15 protein-coding genes and 1 riboswitch are annotated in these 21,530 nt (G+C 38.0%); of the genes, 10 read left to right on the plus strand and 5 right to left on the minus strand.

Going from position 1 to position 21,530, the window contains the following annotated elements; genetic code table 11:
• Positions 1 to 82: 82 nt before the first annotated feature.
• Entirely contained in the window at positions 83 to 688 is a 606-nt protein-coding gene (gene cobO / locus H4J75_RS10110) for a cob(I)yrinic acid a,c-diamide adenosyltransferase (protein WP_070376046.1), read from the minus strand.
• Between the two features lie 122 nt (positions 689 to 810).
• A riboswitch (cobalamin riboswitch) is annotated at positions 811 to 955 on the minus strand.
• A 152-nt stretch (positions 956 to 1,107) separates the two neighbouring features.
• Positions 1,108 to 3,180, minus strand: coding sequence for a M13 family metallopeptidase (locus H4J75_RS10115; protein WP_182222049.1), 2,073 nt, complete (start codon positions 3,178 to 3,180; stop codon positions 1,108 to 1,110).
• Positions 3,181 to 3,510: 330 nt separating this feature from the next.
• Between H4J75_RS10115 and H4J75_RS10120 the strand changes: the two genes are divergently transcribed.
• The 3 genes from H4J75_RS10120 to lolE are packed head-to-tail and all read left to right on the plus strand — an operon-like array spanning position 3,511 to position 6,724.
• On the plus strand, positions 3,511 to 4,749 hold the full coding sequence (locus H4J75_RS10120; protein WP_182222050.1) for a lipoprotein-releasing ABC transporter permease subunit: 1,239 nt from the start codon (positions 3,511 to 3,513) through the stop codon (positions 4,747 to 4,749).
• Positions 4,742 to 5,425 carry a lipoprotein-releasing ABC transporter ATP-binding protein LolD gene (gene lolD, locus H4J75_RS10125; RefSeq protein WP_182215095.1) on the plus strand — a complete coding sequence of 228 codons (684 nt, stop codon included), beginning with the start codon at positions 4,742 to 4,744 and terminating at the stop codon, positions 5,423 to 5,425. The genes H4J75_RS10120 and lolD overlap by 8 nt, the downstream gene beginning before the upstream one ends.
• A 9-nt stretch (positions 5,426 to 5,434) precedes the next feature.
• Entirely contained in the window at positions 5,435 to 6,724 is a 1,290-nt protein-coding gene (gene lolE, locus H4J75_RS10130) for a lipoprotein-releasing ABC transporter permease subunit LolE (protein WP_182222051.1), read from the plus strand.
• Positions 6,725 to 6,802: 78 nt separating this feature from the next.
• On the opposite strand, the gene H4J75_RS10135 is transcribed toward lolE, so the two are convergent.
• Positions 6,803 to 7,315: a DUF2062 domain-containing protein gene (locus tag H4J75_RS10135; RefSeq protein WP_182222052.1), complete on the minus strand. Its 513-nt coding sequence runs from the start codon at positions 7,313 to 7,315 to the stop codon at positions 6,803 to 6,805.
• A gap of 61 nt (positions 7,316 to 7,376) precedes the next feature.
• Between H4J75_RS10135 and H4J75_RS10140 the strand changes: the two genes are divergently transcribed.
• From H4J75_RS10140 to kdsB, 5 genes are all read left to right on the plus strand, one after another.
• The gene (locus tag H4J75_RS10140) at positions 7,377 to 9,827 is read left to right on the plus strand and encodes a DNA internalization-related competence protein ComEC/Rec2 (RefSeq protein WP_182222053.1); all 2,451 of its coding nucleotides are present in this window, start codon (positions 7,377 to 7,379) and stop codon (positions 9,825 to 9,827) included.
• Between the two features lie 92 nt (positions 9,828 to 9,919).
• Entirely contained in the window at positions 9,920 to 11,680 is a 1,761-nt protein-coding gene (msbA, locus tag H4J75_RS10145; protein ID WP_182215087.1) for a lipid A export permease/ATP-binding protein MsbA, read from the plus strand.
• A gap of 21 nt (positions 11,681 to 11,701) precedes the next feature.
• Positions 11,702 to 12,790: a tetraacyldisaccharide 4'-kinase gene (gene lpxK, locus H4J75_RS10150; RefSeq protein ID WP_182222054.1), complete on the plus strand. Its 1,089-nt coding sequence runs from the start codon at positions 11,702 to 11,704 to the stop codon at positions 12,788 to 12,790.
• Between the two features lie 33 nt (positions 12,791 to 12,823).
• Positions 12,824 to 13,003 (plus strand): Trm112 family protein, encoded by a 180-nt coding sequence (locus tag H4J75_RS10155; protein WP_070376055.1) that lies wholly within the window; start codon positions 12,824 to 12,826, stop codon positions 13,001 to 13,003.
• Positions 13,004 to 13,025: 22 nt separating this feature from the next.
• Positions 13,026 to 13,805 (plus strand): 3-deoxy-manno-octulosonate cytidylyltransferase, encoded by a 780-nt coding sequence (kdsB, locus tag H4J75_RS10160; RefSeq protein ID WP_182222055.1) that lies wholly within the window; start codon positions 13,026 to 13,028, stop codon positions 13,803 to 13,805.
• Positions 13,806 to 13,879: 74 nt separating this feature from the next.
• On the opposite strand, the gene pepN is transcribed toward kdsB, so the two are convergent.
• Positions 13,880 to 16,582 carry an aminopeptidase N gene (gene pepN, locus H4J75_RS10165; RefSeq protein ID WP_182222056.1) on the minus strand — a complete coding sequence of 901 codons (2,703 nt, stop codon included), beginning with the start codon at positions 16,580 to 16,582 and terminating at the stop codon, positions 13,880 to 13,882.
• Positions 16,583 to 17,048: 466 nt separating this feature from the next.
• Between pepN and H4J75_RS10170 the strand changes: the two genes are divergently transcribed.
• Positions 17,049 to 18,488, plus strand: coding sequence for a hypothetical protein (locus tag H4J75_RS10170; RefSeq protein WP_220465288.1), 1,440 nt, complete (start codon positions 17,049 to 17,051; stop codon positions 18,486 to 18,488).
• A gap of 181 nt (positions 18,489 to 18,669) precedes the next feature.
• Positions 18,670 to 20,067: a hypothetical protein gene (locus H4J75_RS10175; RefSeq protein ID WP_182222057.1), complete on the plus strand. Its 1,398-nt coding sequence runs from the start codon at positions 18,670 to 18,672 to the stop codon at positions 20,065 to 20,067.
• A 67-nt stretch (positions 20,068 to 20,134) separates the two neighbouring features.
• Here H4J75_RS10175 and H4J75_RS10180 read toward each other — a convergent pair whose 3' ends face one another.
• Positions 20,135 to 21,238, minus strand: coding sequence for a 1-acyl-sn-glycerol-3-phosphate acyltransferase (locus H4J75_RS10180; RefSeq protein WP_182215079.1), 1,104 nt, complete (start codon positions 21,236 to 21,238; stop codon positions 20,135 to 20,137).
• Positions 21,239 to 21,530: the final 292 nt, after the last annotated feature.

A 21,530-nucleotide genomic window follows, 5' to 3' on the forward strand; every position in this document is an offset into this window, starting at 1 on the left:
TGTTATCAACATGACGTAGTTGTTATCAGCATGACGTAGTTGGTATCAACATAACGTAGTTGGTATCAATATGGCTGAGTTATTACCAATCAATACCTTTTTGTGCTTTTATATTATTATCAAAAGCATGTTTAATCGATTGCACTTCACTTACTGTATCAGCTAATTCTAAGAGTGAACGGTGTGCGCCACGGCCTGTGGCTATTACATGTTGCATCGGCGGGCGATTAGCGATGGCGTCTAGTACTTCATCAAGATCAAGGTATTTAAACGACAGCATGTAAGTCAGTTCATCAAGTAGCACAACATCAACGGTTTCGTCAGCTAATAGTTTCTTTGCTTCTTTCCAAACAAGTTGAGCAGCGGCAATATCGGTTGATTTATCTTGTGTATTCCAAGTAAACCCTGTTGCCATCACGTGAAAAGGTACGCCGAGCTTTTCTAGGACATTTCTTTCGCCACAAGCCCAAGTGCCTTTTATAAACTGAATGGCTGCTGCGTTTAGACCGTGTCCTACTGCGCGAGTTAGCGTGCCAAATCCTGATGTTGACTTACCCTTACCGTTACCTGTAATTACAATTAATATACCGCGTTCATCAGTGGCAGCATCAACTCTTGCATCAACTTTGTCTTTTACTTTTTGCATGCGTGCTTGGTGTTTTTCACTTTTTTGTGTTTCGTCAACCATGAGTATTCCTATGGGTAATTATAGTTTTTTTAAAGAGGAGAAAAGGCAAGGCTAACGTTAAGGGGGGCCCTTAAAAAATAGCAATTTACCGTGTATTCCCGCACGATTTTATTGATGTTAATGGTGGTGATTTTATTGTGGATAGGTATGCTGACTCATTGGCAACTCTTAAGTCACTACAATTTACAGTTGCGGGAACAGTCAAGGTTTCTCACCTTATTCCCTAAACACATTTACGTTGCGTTAGTTTACGAGATTTATAATTATTTACAATATCTAGCGGTATTAAACATCATTGATTTTATGTTTTTGATAAATAGAATCTAAGGCCGGGTATTTTCAGTAATAAAAAAGCCAACAATAGTTGTTGGCTTTTTAGTGTTTTTCTAATAATAACGTTATTTAATTAAGCCATTGGCTTACCAAATTTTTACACGTTTCTCAGGGGCGATATACATAGCATCACCTTCTTTAACGTTAAACGCTTTGTAGAATTCAGGCATGTTAGATAAAGAGCCTAATGCACGGAACTCACCAGGTGAATGAGGGTCAGTTGCTACTTGATTACGTAATGATTTCTCAACCTTTTTTCCACGCCATACTTGAGCAAAGCCCATGAAGAAACGTTGATCGCCAGTTAGTCCGTCAATTACCGGTGCTTCTTTACCATTTAATGAAGCAATATAAGCTTTATACGCGATAGTTACCCCTGATAAATCACCAATATTCTCGCCCAGTGTTAAAGAACCGTTTACATTTAAGTCTTCAAATACTGAATAGCCATCGTATTGTTTTACCAAGTCATCGGTGCGAACTTTAAAGGCTGCTAAATCTGCTTCAGTCCACCAGTTACGCATGTTACCGTCGCCATCATACTTACTCCCTTGGTCGTCAAATCCGTGACCCATTTCATGACCGATAACCGCGCCAATACCGCCATAGTTAACCGCATCGTCAGCGGCTAAGTTGAAAAATGGTGGTTGTAATATGGCTGCAGGGAAAACAATTTCATTCTTAGTTGGATTGTAATAAGCATTAACAGTTTGCGGCGTCATGCCCCATTCTTGCTTATCAATTGGACCACCTAACTTAGCGACTTCTTTTTGATGAGAAACACTACCAGAACGCATTTTATTGCCAACTAAGTCATCACCTTTAATAACAAGTGCGGAGTAATCTTCCCACTTATTTGGGTAACCAATTTTAGGATCAAAGCTTGCTAGTTTTACATGGGCAGCTTTTTTAGTTGAATCAGACATCCACTCTAGTTCATCAATACTTGCACCATATGCTCCGCGTAAGTTTTCAACAAGTTGTGTCATTCGGGTTTTAGCTTCAGGCTTAAAGTGACGGCTCACATAAACTTTACCAATAACCTCACCTAAATTGCTGTTAACTACGCCAACACCACGCTTCCACATTGGACGTTGTTCTTTTTGTCCTCTTAACTGCTGAGAATAAAAGTCAAAATTTTCATTATCTAAATCAGCGGTTAAAGAACCAGCAAAGTTACTTAAGGTATGGAAAGTTAAGTAAGTTTGCCAATCAGCTAATGAGGTTGCTGCAAATATTTCGCCAAAACCTTTAACAAATGAAGGTTGGTTAATAATGATGTCTTTTTGGGCTGATACGCCTTGAGCAGCAAGGTAAGCATTCCAGTTAAATGCATCAGTAACTGTGTTTAAGTCAGCGACATCGAATTTATTGTAAGTTTTACTGCTGTCACGAGTTTCAACTTTTGTCCAATGAAAACCTGCTAATTTAGTTTCAATTGCCATGACCGTTTGCGCAGCAGCTTTACCGTTTTTCAAACCAGCTAAGTTGAACATATTTTCAATATGAGCAACATAACCTTTACGTAATGCGGCAAAACGTTCGGTTTCATCAAAGTAGTAATCTCTGTCGGGTAAGCCTAAACCTGTTTGCCAAATATGAGTGGCATAGCGAGTTGAGTCTTTACCGTCAACGCTGATATAAAACGCTAATGGGCTACCTACACCATTTTTTTGATTTTCACCAAAAAATGTCGCAAGTTCATTCTTGTCTTTTAAACCATTGATGCTATCAAATAATGGTTGGATAGGAGCCGTACCTGCAGTATTACGTGCATCCATGTTCATATATGAACGGAATAAGTCAGCTACTTTTTGCTCGTCGCTGCCCATTTTTAAATTTTCTGTTGCTGCTAATTCTTCAATGATTACTTTTACATTGTCATCAGCTTCGTCACGTAAGTCATAAAAGGCACCAATTGACGTTTTATCTCCAGGGATTTCATTAGCGTTCAACCAAGCACCGTTTACATAACGATAAAAGTTGTCTTGTGGACGAACGGATAAGTCCATTGTTGCTTTGTCGATACCTGAAGCTAATGCAGTTTTTTGCATGATAGGCATTTCTTGCTTAGTTGTCTCAGTGCTTTCTGGATTGTCGTTGCAAGCGGCAAGCAACAATAACGAAGAACAGACTGCACCTGTTATTATTTTTTTCATGGTAATCTCATTATTATTAAGTAAAGAATATGGTTATAAAATGGTAAACGCATTGATACTAAAGGGTTACAGGGCTTTTTACTAGATTTGGACATGAATTTTTACATAATGTATCAGCAGTGCCGTATTTTATTTTGTACATTAAGCCTGATGATTTTTTTATTTTTTTATTTAACTAATTGAAAGTAATCGTAATATTTTTCACTTTGATTTTTATCAATATTAATTGTTGGCTTTTTTGCTGCCAAATAAAACATTGACTGTGCTATGCTGTGGCTACTTATAGAGTAATAGTTCTCTTACTGAATAACATAAGATGAAGTTTAATTAATGTTTCAACCCGTCAGTTTTTTCATTGGGCTACGCTATAGTCGTAGCCGTAAAAGTTCTGGATTTGTATCCTTTATCACTTTTTTCTCCATTGTCGGTATCGTCCTGGGTGTCGCATCATTGATCACCGTTGTTTCCGTTATGGACGGTTTAGAAGGTGAACAAAAACGGAGAATATTGGGTCTAGTTCCCCATATTGTCGTCGCCAATCAACCTCAGCAAAACAAAAACAATGCTTTACCTACATGGCAAATCCTACGTGAACAATTATTACTTACGCCTAAAGTTAAAGAAGTTACTCCTTTGTTGGAAAGTGAAGCACTCATACAAGCTAATTCTGGCGCATTACGCGGTGTACTCATTCAAGGAATCATGCCTGAATTCGAGCAGCACAATATTGTTAACAACTCTATGGTATCAGGACATTTAGATAATCTATCGACACAGAGCTTTGCCATTGTTATCGGACAGTCGTTAGCAAGGCAACTTGATGTCGATTTGGGTGATAAAATACGTTTAACACTGCCTAATAAAACCGTATTTACCCCAATGGGGAGAATTCCGGTGCAACGCACTTTTACCATCGCTGGTATTTTTAGTGTTGGCTCACAAGTTGATGAAGGACTGGTCTATATTCACAGTAAAGATGGCGCAAAACTTCATCGACAAAGAGGTGATGGCGTTGAAAAACTTCGTTTGTATCTTGATGATGCTTTTGCTGCTGAGCAAGTGGTCAAACGTTTAAAACAACAATATCCACAGTATGATTTTACGACATGGCGCGATACTCAAGGCGCTTTATTTTCTGCTGTGCGCATGGAGAAAAATATGATGTGGTTGATGTTGAGCTTAATTATTGCCGTTGCCGCGTTTAATATTGTTTCCGCTTTAGTGATGGTTGTTATCGAAAAAAAGGGTGAAATTAGTATTTTACAAACACTTGGGCTAGATCGTCTTGGCGTGGTAAAAATATTTATTACTCAAGGTTTAGTTAATGGTTTTTGGGGCGTCACTATCGGTACTGTGGTTGGCGCCATACTAACCTTAAATTTAAACACTATATTTACCCTTCTCGGTGTTAATTTATTGGGAGCAGGGCAGTCTTTGCCCGTCGAACTATCAGTGAACAATGTGTTTAGTATTGTTTTATCAGCGTTAGCGATGAGTTTTATTGCTACATTATATCCCGCTTATCAGGCTTCTTTAACAGAGCCTGCCGAGGTTTTACGAAATGAGTAAAGGTTTACTTTGTCAGCAATTATCAAAGTCATATTATCAAGGTAGCATTGAAACCAAAGTCTTAGACGGGCTTGATTTGTCAGTAGATGCGGGTGAACTTGTTGCTATAGTGGGCAGCTCTGGTTGTGGTAAAAGTACTTTTTTACATATAGCTGGAGCACTCGATTCTCCATCTTCAGGGCAGGTCTTTATTAGCGGTGTTGATATCCACCAGTTATCTGACAAGCAACGTGCTAAATTTCGCAATAAACATATTGGTTTTATTTATCAATTCCATCATTTAATGATGGAGTTTTCAGCACAAGAAAACGTGGCAATGCCTTTACTGATTCGCGGGGATTCACCTAAATCGGCCCTAGCTGCCGCACAAGAAATGCTCACACAGGTTGGGTTAAGTCACCGCTTTGAGCACCGGCCCTCCGCGCTTTCTGGTGGTGAGCGTCAACGTGTCGCTATTGCTCGGGCATTAGTGACTAAACCTTCATTAATATTAGCTGATGAACCAACAGGTAATTTAGACTTTGATACCGCAGAGCAAATATATCAGTTATTACGTGACCTTAATAAAACGGTAAACACCAGTTTTGTTATTGTTACCCATGACTTAATACTTGCTGCCAGAATGGATCGTCAACTACGTTTATCGCACGGCCGGTTAGCGCCCCTTGAAAGTTAAGGCTTTTAAATGACCAAATCATTAAGTTTATTTTTAGGTTTACGTTATGTGCGTAGCCGAAACGGTAATGGCTTCTCTTCGTTTATTTCAGCATCTTCCACTATCGGTATTGCGCTTGGTGTAATGGTATTGATTATAGTGCTCTCAGCAATGAACGGTTTCGAGCGAGCATTAGCGCAACATTTGCTGTCGGTTATTCCTCACGGTGAGCTAATTGCTATTAATACGCCGATAGATAACTGGCAAAAACACGTGGCGAAAGCACAACAACATCCACAAGTGATAGCCGCTGCACCTGTGATTAAACTTACCGGTATGATGCAACATGGCAGTGAACTCAAAGCCGTTGCTGTGCGTGGTGTCGATGTAAAGTTAGAACAGCAAGTTTCTACCATTGCCGATTATATGATTGCCGGCAGCTGGCAAGCGATCGTTGATAATGAAAATACCGAAAACCCTACGGTTGGTGTTGTTATCGGTTCGGGAGTTGCAAAAAAATTACAACTTGAATTAGGCGACTCACTACAATTGTTACTATCGAGTGTTATTGCCCAAAAAAATAACCAGCAAGTGAGTGCTAAATTTCCTGTGCCGGTTAAGCACCAAGTAAAAGTTGTTGGCATTTTTAAATTTGGCGGTACGATTGACGAAAACTCTGTATATCTTTCACTTGAGCATGCCGAAAAAATGGTTAATCTCGCGAAGGGGCAAGTTCAGGGAATTCGCATAAAAGTAGCTGATGTTTTTCAAGCGCCCCAGGTAACACGTGATGTTGCTTATAGCTTTGATGATACTTATGTTGCCATTTATGATTGGACACGAAGTCACGGCCATATTTTTAATGATATACAACTTGTACGATTAGTGATGTTTATTGTCTTAATATTAGTCATAGCGGTAGCAAGTTTTAATATTGTTTCAACGCTTATTATGGCAGTCAATGAGAAAAAAGGTGATATCGCTATTTTAAAAACTATGGGAGCACCGGCGAGCGTTATAATGATGACCTTTATGTTTCAAGGACTGGTTAATGGAGTCGTGGGTTGTCTAGTGGGGACAGTGTTAGGTATTGTTATCTCATTAAATTTAACTGATATTGTTACTGCAGTAGAAACACTTCTTAACGTAAAAGTGTTATCAGGTGATATCTATTTTATCGACTTTCTTCCCACTCACTTAAGCCAAACTGATGTTGTAATCACTGTTTTTACGGCTTTACTGATGAGTTTACTGGCGACTATTTACCCCGCATGGCAAGCAACTAAGGTTGAGCCAGCGCAGGTGTTAGGACAAATGTAGCGGGTTTCGCTTTTACATTATTAACAGATGATTTTTATCACCAACGCGAGACTAGAGCAGATTTTTACTTTCTACTTTCTACTTTCTACTTTTACGTTTATTCCATTGTTTGATAACAGAATATCGCCATAGGCCATGTATGGCAAAATAACCTATTAGCGAGAAAAGTACCGCTAGCACGCCACAGCCAAGTAAAAATGCTGGTCCAATAGTTGATAAACTATCAACCAGCCATTGCCAATTCGCTTCAAATACAAATTCTTTTTCAGATCGGCCTAGTAGCCAGATGCCAACCATATAACAGCCATAAAAAATTGCGGGTATTGTGAGCGGATTAGTTATCCAAACGAGTGCAACAGAAAGTGGCAAATTCGAATGTACTATAATAGCAACACCAGCAGCTAAAACCATTTGAAAAGGTACCGGGATAAAGGCAAAAAATAAACCTACGGCAAAAGCTTTTGCGACAGAATTACGGTTTAAATGCCATAAGTTGGGGTTATGCAATGACGCACCAAAAATTTTTAAATGTTTATTATTTTTTATGGTGTTGTGATCCGGCATATAACGCTTGAAGAGTTTTTTAGGCATATACTTACTTATATTATCTAGGCTTTATTTATCGATTAGACAGATACGGAAATTAATCACTATGGAACGGTGGCTATTTACATTTTTTATCGGTGCTATTTTGTCACTATTCTTACCGATAGTACCAGACATTTCGCAAGTTTATATTTGTTTTTGTTTTGCTGTCATTTTTTGTCTCATCAAAAGGTTACGGAGTTATAGTGGGCTCTTTTTTGGCTGTGCTTGGTTACTCTATGCTGGCTTCGTTTATCAAAATATATGGCAAGTTAATAGCCTAATTACAGATGATTTTTTCGGTACAACCTTAACGGTAAGAGGTGTTGTTGCTAATATTCCAAAGTCATTAACGCGTAAAACAAACAAGGATGAAAGGGTTAAACAAGTATCACGTTTTAATTTTGTTGTTGAAGAAGTCAATCAACAAAAACTTCAATCAAAGATAAATATTCGTCTGCGTTGGGATCATAAGTCTGTTAAACCGGATCACTTAAAAAAAGTTACTAAGATTAACCAAGGCCAGAAATGGCAACTTACGGTGCGAGTAAAACCTGCCCATGGTTTTGCAAATATTGGCGGTTTTAGCTATCAAACATGGTTAAGACAAAAGGAACTCCATGCTACTGGCTATGTAAAACATTCAGCAAAAAATAAATTAATAGCAGCGCAGCCTAGTTATCGTCAAAAATTGTACTTACAACTCAATGAATTAATGGACTCATTGACTTTAACAAACGAGCTGCACCATTTTATTTTTGCTCTTACCTTTGGCGAGCGTGGCAAAATTACGGCTGAGCAATGGCAAGTTTTACAAGCAACAGGAACACAGCATTTAATGGCTATTTCTGGCTTACACTTAGGCTTAATTGCCAGTGGTGCTTTTGGATTCATGTTGATGTTTTTTCGCTATAGTCCGTTTTACGTACTGTTAACTCAAAAAGGCAAGTTATGGTTGGTAAAAAAGAACAGCCGTATCGTGGCTTTCGCTTTTAGTAGCTTAGTCGCACTATTTTATGCTTATCTGGCCGGCTTTTCTTTACCCACATTACGTGCCTTGATCATGATGCAAATATTTATTTGCGCTAAGCTCGTGGGGGTTAAATTAACAATAATACGTTGGTTATTACTGAGTATCGTTTGCATTATATTAATATCACCCTTTAGTCTATTTAGTGTCAGTTTTTGGCTAAGCGTTTATGCGGTATCACTGATATTATTGGTTATCTGGCGATGTCGAAAGTTACTCTTAACATCAGGTGATGGTCAAGTTGACAAAATAAAAGCCTGGCTCCACTCTCTAATTATTATCCAGCTAGGCTTAACATTATTTATGTTGCCCGTGGCGGCTTTATTGAATCATCAACTGCCTCTTTCTGCATTACTTGCTAATATTATTGCCGTGCCTTGGATGAGCTTTACCGCTATTCCGTTATGTTTATTGGCTGTGGTTGCTATGCCTTTTAGTGAAACGCTGGCTATGTTTTTTCTTGAGTTATCGTTAATATCATTAACGTTTATTTGGCAGTGGCTAAGTTACTTATCGAGCCAACAATGGCTGTTTATCGACGTTAGCCATCAGACATTAATGATTATTTTGATAATCAGCGGTTTATGCTTCATCAGTTATTTTTTAGCCTTACCCAAAAAAGTACTGGCTGTTGCGCTATTACTCACTTTTTTATTCAGTTATATGTTTTTTAATGACCAACAAAAAAATGATGATTGGCAAGTAAATGTCCTTGATGTTGGGCAAGGGTTAGCGGTTGTTATTGAAAGGCATGGGCAGGCTATTTTATACGATACTGGGGCAAGTTACCCCAGTGGATTTAACTTGGCAGAAAGTGTGGTTTTTCCTTATTTACAGTATCAAGGTTTGACCACTCTTGACTATTTACTGTTAAGTCATGCAGATAACGACCATGCTGGTGGCTTGGCTTTTATCGATAAAAAAATGGCGCTAAATAAAATTATCGTTAAGCACATCAAATATAATCAACCGGTAGAAGATGTTGGCAGGTATAGTTTTGTTAACATGTACAGTTGTAAACAAGGCGATGACTTTACTTGGCAAGGTCTCACTTTTTCTGTGTTGTGGCCGGTGGTTCTTGAAGATAAAGAAAATGATAATTCGTGCGTGATCCATATTTCTGATGGTAAATATAAGGTGCTATTAACGGGTGATATTCCTCATAAAGTTGAAAAAATACTGGTCGCTAATACTGAAATCGCTAATCAGTTAAAAGCTGATGTTATTGTTGCGCCGCACCATGGCTCTAAAACCTCATCAAGTACGCGTTTTATTAAAGCGGTTTCACCCGAGGCCGTTATCTTTAGTGCGGGTTTTATGAATCGATGGAAGATGCCTAATAAAGCGGTACTTAAACGTTATCATCAGCTTAATGTAACGCCGTATGCAACTGCTGAGCATGGAATGATCCGCATAAACATTACCGAACAAGCCCTTGAAATTCAATCTTATCGTCTGCATATCAAGCCATATTGGTTTGCTAATTAACGTTGTAAATATTATTAGTTGGTTGCAACTAAGAAATAACGCTAAAATGGCTTGGATATGAATAATTAATCGCGAAGTCACAGAGAGACTGAATGTTAGCAAGTAAAAGCAAAGTAGCCGCACAAGCCACAACGTGGCAAAATTTTAAACGCTTAATGAGTTATGCCAAACCTTACAAAGCAGGGTTTGTCATCGCTATATTAGGGATGCTTGGCTATGCCGGTATCGACACTTTATTTTTCTCGCAGTTACAGCCATTAATCGATGATGGTTTAACTGATGCTAATCCTAACTTTATGAAGTGGGCCCCACTTTTTGTTATTGTTTGTTTTATTATCCGAGGTATCTGCCATTTTTTTGGTAATTATTGTTTAGCTTGGGTGGGTAATAATGTCGTTACCGATTTAAGACAAAATTTATTCGAACACATTATGGCGCTACCGGTGACTTTTCATGATAAAGAGTCTACTGGAACGTTAATCTCTAAACTGACCTTTGATACCGAGCAAGTTCTTAATGCAACCAGTAAAGCGTTGCTTACCTTAGTACAACAAGGTGCTATGGTGATTGGCTTTCTCGCGGTTATGTTTTACAACAGTTGGCAGTTATCAGCAATATTCCTCCTTATAACTCCTATCATCGCTATTATTGTTACTGTGGTTTCGAAACGTTTTCGCCAAGTTAGTAAAAAAATTCAAAATGCGATGGGAGAAGTCACTTCTGCTGCCGAGCAGACCTTTAACGCTCATAAGGTTGTCTTAACCTTTGGCGGGCAAGAACGTGAATTCGAACGTTTTGGTCAGATAAATAAACATAATCGCCAACAGCGCATGAAAATGGTGGCCACAAAATCTTTCAGCGTACCCTTAATACAAATTATCGCTTCTTTTGCGTTAGCGTTTGTACTTTACGTTGCCAATTTAGAAAGTATGAAAGCAAGCTTAACGCCAGGGATTTTCATAACGGTGATTACTTGTATGACTATGCTACTGAGACCTTTAAAGTTACTAACTACGGTTAACAGTGACTTTCAAAATGGTATGGCGGCTTGTGTCAGTATTTTTGCAGTGCTTGACCAAGAAAATGAAAAAGACACGGGTCAACAATCACTTGAGAAAGCCAAAGGAACACTTGCTTTTGAACAAGTTGATTTTTCTTATACTAACGACGAAAAATTAGCGCTTACTCAACTAAGCTTTACCGCGAATGCTGGAGAAACAGTAGCTTTGGTTGGTCGCTCGGGGAGTGGTAAATCAACCGCCAGTGCAATTTTACTGCGCTTCTATGATGCAACAGCGGGTAAAGTATTAATTGATGGAAAAGACATTACCTCATACAAGTTGAAAGACTTACGTGCTCAGTTTGCTTATGTTTCTCAGCAAGTGGTGTTATTCAATGACTCTATCGCTAATAATATTGCCTATGGTAAACCCAGCGCCAGTCGTGACGAAGTTTTAGCTGCGGCTAAAAGTGCTCATGTGCTTGAGTTTGCAGAAAATATGGTTGATGGAATAGATACTAATATTGGTGATAATGGTGCTTTACTTTCTGGTGGACAACGCCAACGTGTTGCTATCGCTCGAGCATTATTGTGTGATGCACCTTTTTTAATTCTTGATGAAGCAACCAGTGCATTAGATACCGAGTCAGAACGTCATATTCAAGATGCTTTGCAAGTTTTACAAAAAGATCGTACCTGTATTGTTATTGCTCATCGCTTGTCTACCATTGAAAATGCCGATAAAATTATCGTTATGGAACAAGGGAAAATTCTTGAACAGGGCGATCATCAAACATTATTAGCAAAAGAAGGTGCTTATGCAAAATTACACAACTTTCAATTTAGCGAATAAAATGACGGTTGAGATTTTGCTATGCGCTTAATTGAAAAGGTTTGGTTTTTTCAACACCCAGCAAAATGGCTGCTCGTGCCGTTCTTGTTACCGTTAACCGTTATTTTTTGGTTGCTATCCGCGTTACGACGAAAATGCTATCAACTGTATTTTTTTAAATCTTTTGGTATCGACATCCCTGTTGTGGTGGTGGGTAATATTGGTATTGGTGGTAACGGAAAAACACCGGTGGTTTTGTACTTAATTAAGCAATGCTTAGCACAAAACATGAAAGTTGGCGTTATTAGTCGAGGTTATGGCGGACAAGCACCGCACTATCCCTATTTACTCAATGCAAGCAGTAGCGCAGCTGAAACAGGCGATGAGCCTTTATTAATTTATCAACGCCATGGTATTCCTGTTGTGGTTGGCGGCGATCGAGTGGCGAGTGCCAGGTTGTTAATGCAGCAAGGCTGCGACGTTATTATTGCTGATGATGGTTTACAACACTATCGCTTAGAACGAGATTTTGAGCTTATTGTTATTGACGGTAAACGCGTGTTTGGAAATGGCTTGTTATTACCCGCAGGGCCATTACGTGAAGGTTTATGGCGTTTAAAAACAGTCGACGCGCTTATCTTTAATGGCGCAACGCCAACCGATAATAAAGTCTATCCAGTCGGTATACCACAAATAACAATGACTTTAATGGCAAAAATGGTGGTCAATGTTAAAACCAAGCAGGAACTATCATTAACTGATTTTTATCAACAGTTTAATGATAACGAAAGTCAAACTAAGTGTATCAATGCTATCGCCGGTATTGGTGACCCTAGCCGTTTTTTTAAAACCTTAGTTGATAGTGGTTTTAGTCTTGAAGCATCGGTAGGTTTCAAAGATCATCAGCATTATAATGAAGCACAATTTGTCAGTTTTTCTGACGATATTCCACTTTTGATGACAGAAAAAGACGCGGTAAAATGTACGTCTTTTGCTAAAAATAACTGGTGGTATTTACCGGTTGATGCCCATATTGAAAATAAACAAATAACGCCATTTTTAGATGCGCTATTTGACAAAGTAAAAGCAGATAAACTGAGCCGTATTAAGGCTAGATTCACGCTAAGTTAACTAATAAATAAACTGATAAATAAGAGAATAAACATGGCATTTGACGTAAAACTAATGGAAATATTAGCTTGTCCAGCATGCAAGGGCAAACTTGATTACAATAAAGAACAACAAGAATTGATCTGTAGATTCGACCGCCTTGCTTACGCTATTGAAAAAGGTATTCCGGTCTTGTTAGAAAGTGAAGCGCGCCGTATTACTGAAAATGACTAATTAAATATATTTGGAGAATTAAATGTCTTTTATTGTTGTAATACCTGCTCGGTTTGAGTCGTCTCGTTTACCGGGAAAAGTGTTAGCCGATATTAATGGTAAGCCGATGATCCAATGGGTTGTTGAAAAAGCCCAGCAAAGCGGTGCTAGCCAAGTGATTGTCGCCACTGATAATAAGCAGGTTGAAGAAGCGGTATTAGCATTTGGTGGCGAGGTTTGTAAAACTCGTGCCGATCATCAATCGGGTACCGAACGTCTAGCCGAAGTGATGAACATTTATAACTTTGACGATGATCAGGTTATCGTTAATGTTCAGGGGGATGAGCCTTTTATTCCCGCTGAAAATATTGCTCAAGTTGCCAGAAATTTAGCAGACCAGCAAAGAACAAACCAACAACAAGCTAGAATGGCGACACTTGCTGTGCATATCCATGACGTTGAAGAGGCTTTTAATCCTAACGCGGTTAAAGTGTTAACAGATAAACACGGTTATGCGATGTACTTTAGCCGTTCGACGATCCCTTATGACCGAGATCGCTTTCTTAATGAGGAAAGTCCCGCCGCTATTGGCGATTTTTACTTACGCCATATTGGTATCTACGCCTATCGCGCTGGGTTCATTAAAGATTACGTGCAATGGCCGGCCAGTCAATTAGAGCAAATTGAGTCTTTAGAACAACTGCGCGTATTATGGCAAGGTGAAAAAATTCATGTTGCGGTAGCAGAAACTCGTTTAGCGGTTGAAGGGGTTGATACGCCAGAAGACCTAGAAAAAGCTAGAGCTTACGCTTTAACGCTTTAATTTTTTATAAAATTAAATAGAATAAAAAGGCCTTATGTTTTCACATAAGGCCTTTTTATTACGCTAACGAAATATTATTTTAATAGTTCAAGCGCTTTAACACAGCGACCAATTTGTTGATGGCTAGCTTTGACTGTCTTTAACACTTGTGGCTTCATACCACTGTAGTCTTTAATCAGTTGCGCTAATTCTGCTTCACTGACTGCATTACATTGTGTCGGCAACATGCTACCGGCAAAAGATTCTAATAAACCTAAATCACTTCCTTCATTTAATTTAGGAATGTGTGCGAGAATTTTAGCTTTATAAGGCGCTTCTAAAGCTTGTTGCTCACCAGGGAATAAACCCCACATAATATAACGAAGGGTAGAAAGTTTTAGTTTGTCAGGGTTATTAATAACGATGTTAAACCATTTTTCTTTAACTTCAGCCTCAGGTCGAATAACTTCTGCATAAATAGCACTTTTAACACCTGAATCGGTAATGTCTTTTTTGGCTTCAGTGCTCAATAATGCTTGGTAATTACCATGTTGGTAACGGTTCATTTTAGCAATTAATGTCCAGCGCTTGTCTTGATCTATGGTAATACCATCAAAACTTTTTTCACCGTTCAAAATGTTTTGTAAGTGATTTAAATGCTTAGTTGTTTTCGTTACACCAACATAACGGCCATACCAAAGTTTTTGGAAGTCTGAACCCGCTTCGGCATTTTCTAATAAACGTAAGTATAAGTTTTCAACGTCCATATAAAGCGCTGTATAATCTTTTTGCTCTAAACGTGTTGCAACAGTTAGGAAGCCTAAAGCCGAGGTTAACGTACTCGCAATTTTACGTGATACGTTATAATCGCTTTCACCTTCAATATTAGCCATGGCAAACGTTACCAACTGGTCAGCGGCTAAATTTGCATCGTTGACGCTGTCAGACAAACTCTGCCATAGCATTAAGCGCATAGTGGGGTTATCAATCGCATTAATGTGTTGTTGTGCCGATGCCAATGACTTTTCATCAAGATCTACTTTTACGTAACCCCAATCGGCTTCGTTTGGATAAACCAAATCAGGACATGCTTGACCTATCACGGCCTTAATCTCAGTGGTCGCACCTTTATACATAATAGGTGTTGCAGAGGTTAAGTTCATCGCATTACCATCAGCACTAACATTGTATAAACCTATTTGAACACGTTGTTCACGTAATGTTGGGTAACCTTCTGGTGCTGTTTGGTTTATTGCAAACGCGCTAATCTTACCGTCACTACATTGGTAATTAACTTTGATGGTGTTTAAGCCTGCATTATATAACCAGTCTTGTGTCCACTGGGTCATATCTTTACCTGCAGCTTTGCCTAATTCACCGATAAAATCTTCTAAATCAGTATTTTGGTAAGAAAACTTTTTCAAGTAATTGCTGACACCAATACGGAAATTCTCTTCACCTAAATAATAAGGCAACTGCTTTAATACTGATGCGCCTTTACCGTAGGTAATACCGTCAAAATTTGATAAAGCAACACCCGTAGAAGCAACCGGTAGTTCTATCGCATGAGTGTTCACTGAGTCATCAGTGCGGTAAGCCCATTGTTTAGTACCAGAGTAGAATACATCCCAGTTGTTCTCAAAGTCGCTGGCTTCTGCAATAGCTAAGTTGGCCATATAAGTAGCAAAACTTTCATTTAACCATAAGCCGTTCCACCAGCGCATGGTGACTAAATCACCAAACCACATGTGTGCCATTTCATGAGCAATAACATTAGCAAGACTCATACGAGCACTGGTTGATTTCTCTCCACGTGCAATATAGCCTTCATTGAATGTAACCGCAGCAACGTTTTCCATAGCACCGGCATTAAAGTCAGGTGCGACAATTTGGTCATATTTGCCAAAAGGGTATTGCACATCGAAGTACTTATTGAAGAAGGCAAAACTTTGTTTGGTTGGAATAAACCATTCGTCAGTTTTAACGTATTCGGCTAAACTTTGACGAGCAAATAAACGCAATTTCATCCCTTCAAAATCATCTTCCCATACAGCGTAATTACCTGCATGAAGAGAGAAAACATAAGAAGAGAATCTTGCTGAAGCAGGAAATGACCATACTTTGTTATCACCGTTTTCGCTAATAGTTGTTTCGCGAGTGGCGCTAATTATTTGCCAATGAGCGGGAGCGGTCACTTGTATTTCGTAGCTGGCTTTTAAATCAGGTTGATCAAAGTGAGGAAATAATCGGTTCGCGTCATAAGGTTCAAAATCGGTGTATAAGTAAACTTCACCATTTTTAGGGTCAACAAAACGATGGAAACCAGAGCCGTCAGTAGAGTAAGGACGCTGGTAATCTATAGTAATACTTTGCTTACCCGCAGTTAACTCGCTAGCAGGAATAGTGATAAACCATTTTTCATAGCTAAACTTAACTACTTTGCCATTAACTTTTAATGACTTTATAGTACCTTCATCAAAATCTATGGTTAAATCATTTTGATTGTTCTCTACTAAGTCAAAGAGTAATTCGGTAGAGCCAGAAAAACTTTCGCTTTTATTATCAATCGTCACACTTAACTTATAGCTAACGTTGCTGACTTGTTTAGCACGCATCTCAGCATAAACTGCTTCAAGTGATTCACTTTGAGTGCGTAATAAACTTGTTTGTTGTTGTACGGTTTCAGCGACTGCTGAGTCGCTTGCTGTGTCTGCTTTTTCACAGCCCATCAGTGCAACACTTGAGCCAATAATAGCAATGGACAGCGCCTTAGCTATTTGAGATTTATTTAATGTCATTTACCCAGATCCTACTTTATTATTTTTAAGATTTCCTAGTGGAAACACTTTTCATTGTAAATACCTCAGTATTTATATCATATAAGCGGGGGAAATTTACTTCAGTCATCGCGTAAATAATGGAGTTGATCGAATTTCAACTGATTTTTAACAAGGCTTGCTTTTTATCAACTTATTTTTATCTACTTTTTTAATTAAAACAGAGTGGTATTAGTATTTTCTTAGTATTTATTCATGTCAAATAAGTGTTGTTTGTTATTCACTTTTTATTGTTTTTGTTTGCTGCTTTATGTCAAAAGTTAATTGTGCTGAGTAATATTGATCAACGCGATGAGCATTTATTGTAATAAGGAGATTAAAATGCCGACGTTCATCTTATTTTCTATCTGTTCAAACGAATAAACCTTGTAAGGGGACGTTACTTCTCTTTATTATAATCAGGAGCCATTAATCAAAAGAAATAATAATGAACATAAAAAGAACCCTAACAAGCATCGCAATAATAAGTACTATGGCCCTTTCTGGTCATAGTTATGCAGATACCGCTGAAAAAGATCAAGCAAAGAAAGTTTCATCATCAACCTGGCTAAATTTATCTGAAAGTGAGTTAGTTGCCGTTGAAAAATATGCGACCGATTACAAAACTTTTATTTATCAAACACCAACAGAATTGACCTTTGTTACAGAAACTATAAAACGTGCTGAGAAACAAGGTTTTAAGCGTTTGTCTGAAAAAAGTAACTTAAAGCCAGGTGCTCGTTTTTATGACGTCAATCGTGACCGTACTATTTCATTAATTGTTATTGGTAAAAAAGGCCTTGAGCAAGGTACTCGTATTGTTGGCGCTCATATTGATTCACCTCGCCTAGAACTTAAAGGACGACCGCTTTATGAAAAAGAGAAGTTTGCTATGCTGCAGACTTATGTTCATGGTGGTATTAAAACCTATCAATGGGTCAATATCCCTTTAGCGCTGGTTGGCCGCGTTGACAAAAAAGACGGGACAGTTGTTAATATCTCTGTTGGCTTTGATGAAAACGATCCTATTTTTATGGTACCTGATTTAGCCCCGCATGTTGATCATCCAAACAGGGATCGTAAAAGTCGTGATGTGATCAAGAAAGAAGAACTTGATGTTATTATCGCAGCTAAGCCTGACTTAGATAAATCAATAAAAGAATTAATTACCGATTTCTTAAAAACAGAGTATGACATTTCAATCGAAGATTTAGTGTCTGCTGAATTAGCCTTAGTACCAGCAACTAAGCCTCGCGATGTTGGCTTTGATCGCAGCATGATCGCTGCTTATGGCCAAGATGATAAGGCAAGCTCTATTGCCGCTGTTACTGCCATCTTTGAACAGAAAATTCCAGAGTATACCTCAGTTGCCTTTTTAGTGGATAACGAAGAAGTGGGCAATATTAATAATACCGGGGCAAGCTCAACTTATCTTGTTGATATGTTAAGTGGCTTGTTATACAACCAAATGGGTGACGATTATAACGATTACCAGTTACGTAAAGTTTTGCGTAATACCAAAGTTATTTCAGCGGATGTTAACCCGGGTGTTAATCCTAACTGGGCTGGTGTTTGGGAATTAGGCAATGCGCCACGTTTAGGTAACGGTATTAACTTGAAACTTTACGGTGGTGGTTTTAATGCTAACTCAGAGTACATGGCATGGACGCGTAATTACTTAGATAATAATAAAATCAAATGGCAAACATCGACTTATAAAGGTAAAGCTTCTGGCGGAACTATTGGTAGCGATTTGTCTAATGACAATATGGAAGTAATTGATTTTGGTGTACCCATTTTGTCAATTCACTCTCCTTATGCGGTAGGTTCAAAAGTTGACTTATATTCATTATATAAAGCTATGTCGGCTTTCTATCAGCAAAAATAAACTTAACACTTAATTTCAATATCAAAAGATCAGCATTTGCTGATCTTTTTTCTTTATATAAAGCTAAAATATCATTTTTTATAATGAATACAAGACTCGATGATATTAGTGCTTTAAGTCTTAGTGGTGATTACTTTATAATTACTGTAATGGATCGCTAAACTTAGGAAGAATTCTTGATATGCTATTAAAATTATTTCAGCTACAAAACCGCCCAATAAACTCATTGTTAAACAATTATAAAAAAACACTTTTATTACTGCCTATCTTTTTGGGTATACAAGCATGTGGAGGAGGTGGTGGCAGCGATAATACGACCCCAACAGCGCCAAAAAGTTATGCTTTTTCATTAACGTCTACACTGACCAATAAATGTGGCGAAAAACTACCGTTTGTTGATGTTGAGTTGTTTATTCAAAATAATGATTGGAGTGTTGTTACAAAGTTACAGCCAAACGATGATGGACTTTTTAGTTTTTTATCAGACAATGAACTCATCAATTACACACTTGTTGCTAAAACTCAGCAAGAAGGAAAAGTGGAAGGTTTAGATTTTGTTAGCTTTCATCAGGTAAAAGCAACAACGCCCGCCATTTATCAGGCAGAACATATCAGTAAAGTTGTTGATGCTAATTGTGAATGTATCACTCGAAATGTTGAAGTGTCACATACCCCTATCTCTGATATTACCCAAGTAACCAGCTCAGCAACATTTACCAGCACTGAAGCTGTAGACTCACAACGCACTAACTTTATTAATGTTGAAGCTTGCCGAGCAATTGATGGCGCTTGGCCACTACATTCTTTCTCGCTTGTTGGTACTGGAAATAACAGTAACGTTCTGGGTGCTGCTGGCTTTATTGATGATTTTAGTCAAACAGCCGTTAATAGCGACAATCAAGCTGTATGGCAACTTTCAGCTTTCGCCGCTATTGAACAAATTGGCTTAAATAAAAATCATCAGCCTTTTACAACACAACAGTTATTTTTAGGGCAGGCGCATTTTGCAACAAGAGTTCTTGAAGATGATAACTCAGTTGATTTATTTAATAGCCATCTTTATGTTTCAGAAACTGTTTATCAATCAAATGCTGAGGTTATTTTATCTGAAACTGATTCTGCCTTTGGTCAAATAAAAATATCGAGCCAGCACCAAGTTATTTCTTCAGCTTTTAACACTAGTTTTGCCTTAGCGGCTGCAACGAAAAAACCAGATGTTGATGATATTTATTTCTCAGAAATCAAATCAGACTGGAGTTATGATTACAGTAATGTTGCTAATTATCCTTTGGCTATAATTACCGTCAATTATCAAGCTTACCACCCCGAAAATAATACACCTATGCCAGCTAAATGGACAAGTTATGGGCGAATTACTGGTCAATTACCCGTAACTACAGCTTTACCTGGTTATGAAGGTATTATTAATGATGAGACCCTTGTATTGGGTACCAGTACAGATTTGGTACAAAGTGAAGATACTGATAAATATGAAAATTATTTATTGTATTATCAAAATGAAAATAATAACTCTTTTGCTAATAATGTAAAAAATTATCACATATCAATAAAAAAATAAGGTTATCTTTATATGAAAACGGCGCTATAAAGCGCCGTTTTTTATTAATACACGTTACTGTTAGCCATTAATCTACTGCTTGTTTCGCTCTAACAGGATTTGCATACATAGTTAATAACCAATGCTGCTGCTGTTCAGTTAAATCAGACATCCTGCTATTTAACTGATTCATTACGCTTTGTTTAATGTCATCTTGCTGGTGAAGCTGTGCATAAGCCGTTAAGTTGCTGTCATATAATTTATAGTTACTGATAATCTCTTTATCAATAGCTTTTGCAACGGCTTTACTATCGGCATAGTCGCCTTTAATCGCGTGGCAGAACTCAACATGAACACGACCTTTTTTCCCCATTAACCCTTGTGTAATACTATTTAAGTCTTCGTTTTCTTTCTTTTTATAACACCCCGTTGCTTCTCGTTCTGCAAGTTCGATTGCTTTATCTCTATCACAGGGATCAAATTCATACGAAATTGAAACAGGTACAATATTAATTTCATTTAAATAGTCTGCAAGCGGCGTTTGCTTGTCTTTGTTTAGTAATAACATTGAAATTAAAGCCGAGTTGGTTTTGTCTATCCCGTCTTTAGCACGACCTTCTCGCTGCGCTATCCAGATGTTTTGTTGGCGCTCATAAACTGTATGGTGAATATAGGCTGATAATTGCTTTGACGCATTGAGCATGGCACGTTTTGACTCTTCACTACGTTTAACAATGAAGCTTTTGTTAATACGCATTAAGTCAGCAACCCAAGGTTGATGCAATAAGTTGTCGCCAACTGCTGCCTCAACGGTATTAATGCCACTGTTGTACAACGCCCAATTAATTAATGCTACATCAAGTACTATGTCTCTATGATTACTGATAAACAGCATAGGTTTACTTGTATCAATTTTCTCTAAGCCATGAAAAGTAAAACCATCGGTACTTTTTTTTACGAGGTGATGCAAGTACTTTGCTACTTCACGTTGAATGTCTTCGATGTTATGAAACTTACTCACGCGTAACTTTAACGTCCATTTTACCACTGAGCGACAAATTACCGGTAGAAGCTTGTACAGTCGAGGCATTTTAAAACTAGCAATAGAAGAAAGTAGCCCTTGGTCATTAATCAGTTTTCGGATCACAGTTGCAACCTCATCATCACGATAAGGGCGAATATCATCAAACATGTAAGGTCTCTTTACTGCTTAACAGCGATTAATTAACTTAAAAATTGGCGGATATTATAACCGCTTTTTAAATGAAAAGACTCCTATTGTTTATGCTTTACTTTTTTAAATAATATAATTTCATTAGCTTAGGGGTAAATAATAATATTAATATAAAAAATGAAGCAAAATCCAAATAAAATGTATAATTTTTGCTACAGTTAATTGTGTAAGCTCTTTTATGAATTAATTTCTATTTTTTTCATACTAAGGCCTTGCGTTTTTCGACTTTACCCTCAAGTCTTAAATAGAG

The sequence above is a fragment of the Colwellia sp. BRX10-1 genome (assembly GCF_014077545.1).
Taxonomy (GTDB): Bacteria; Pseudomonadota; Gammaproteobacteria; order Enterobacterales; family Alteromonadaceae; genus Colwellia_A.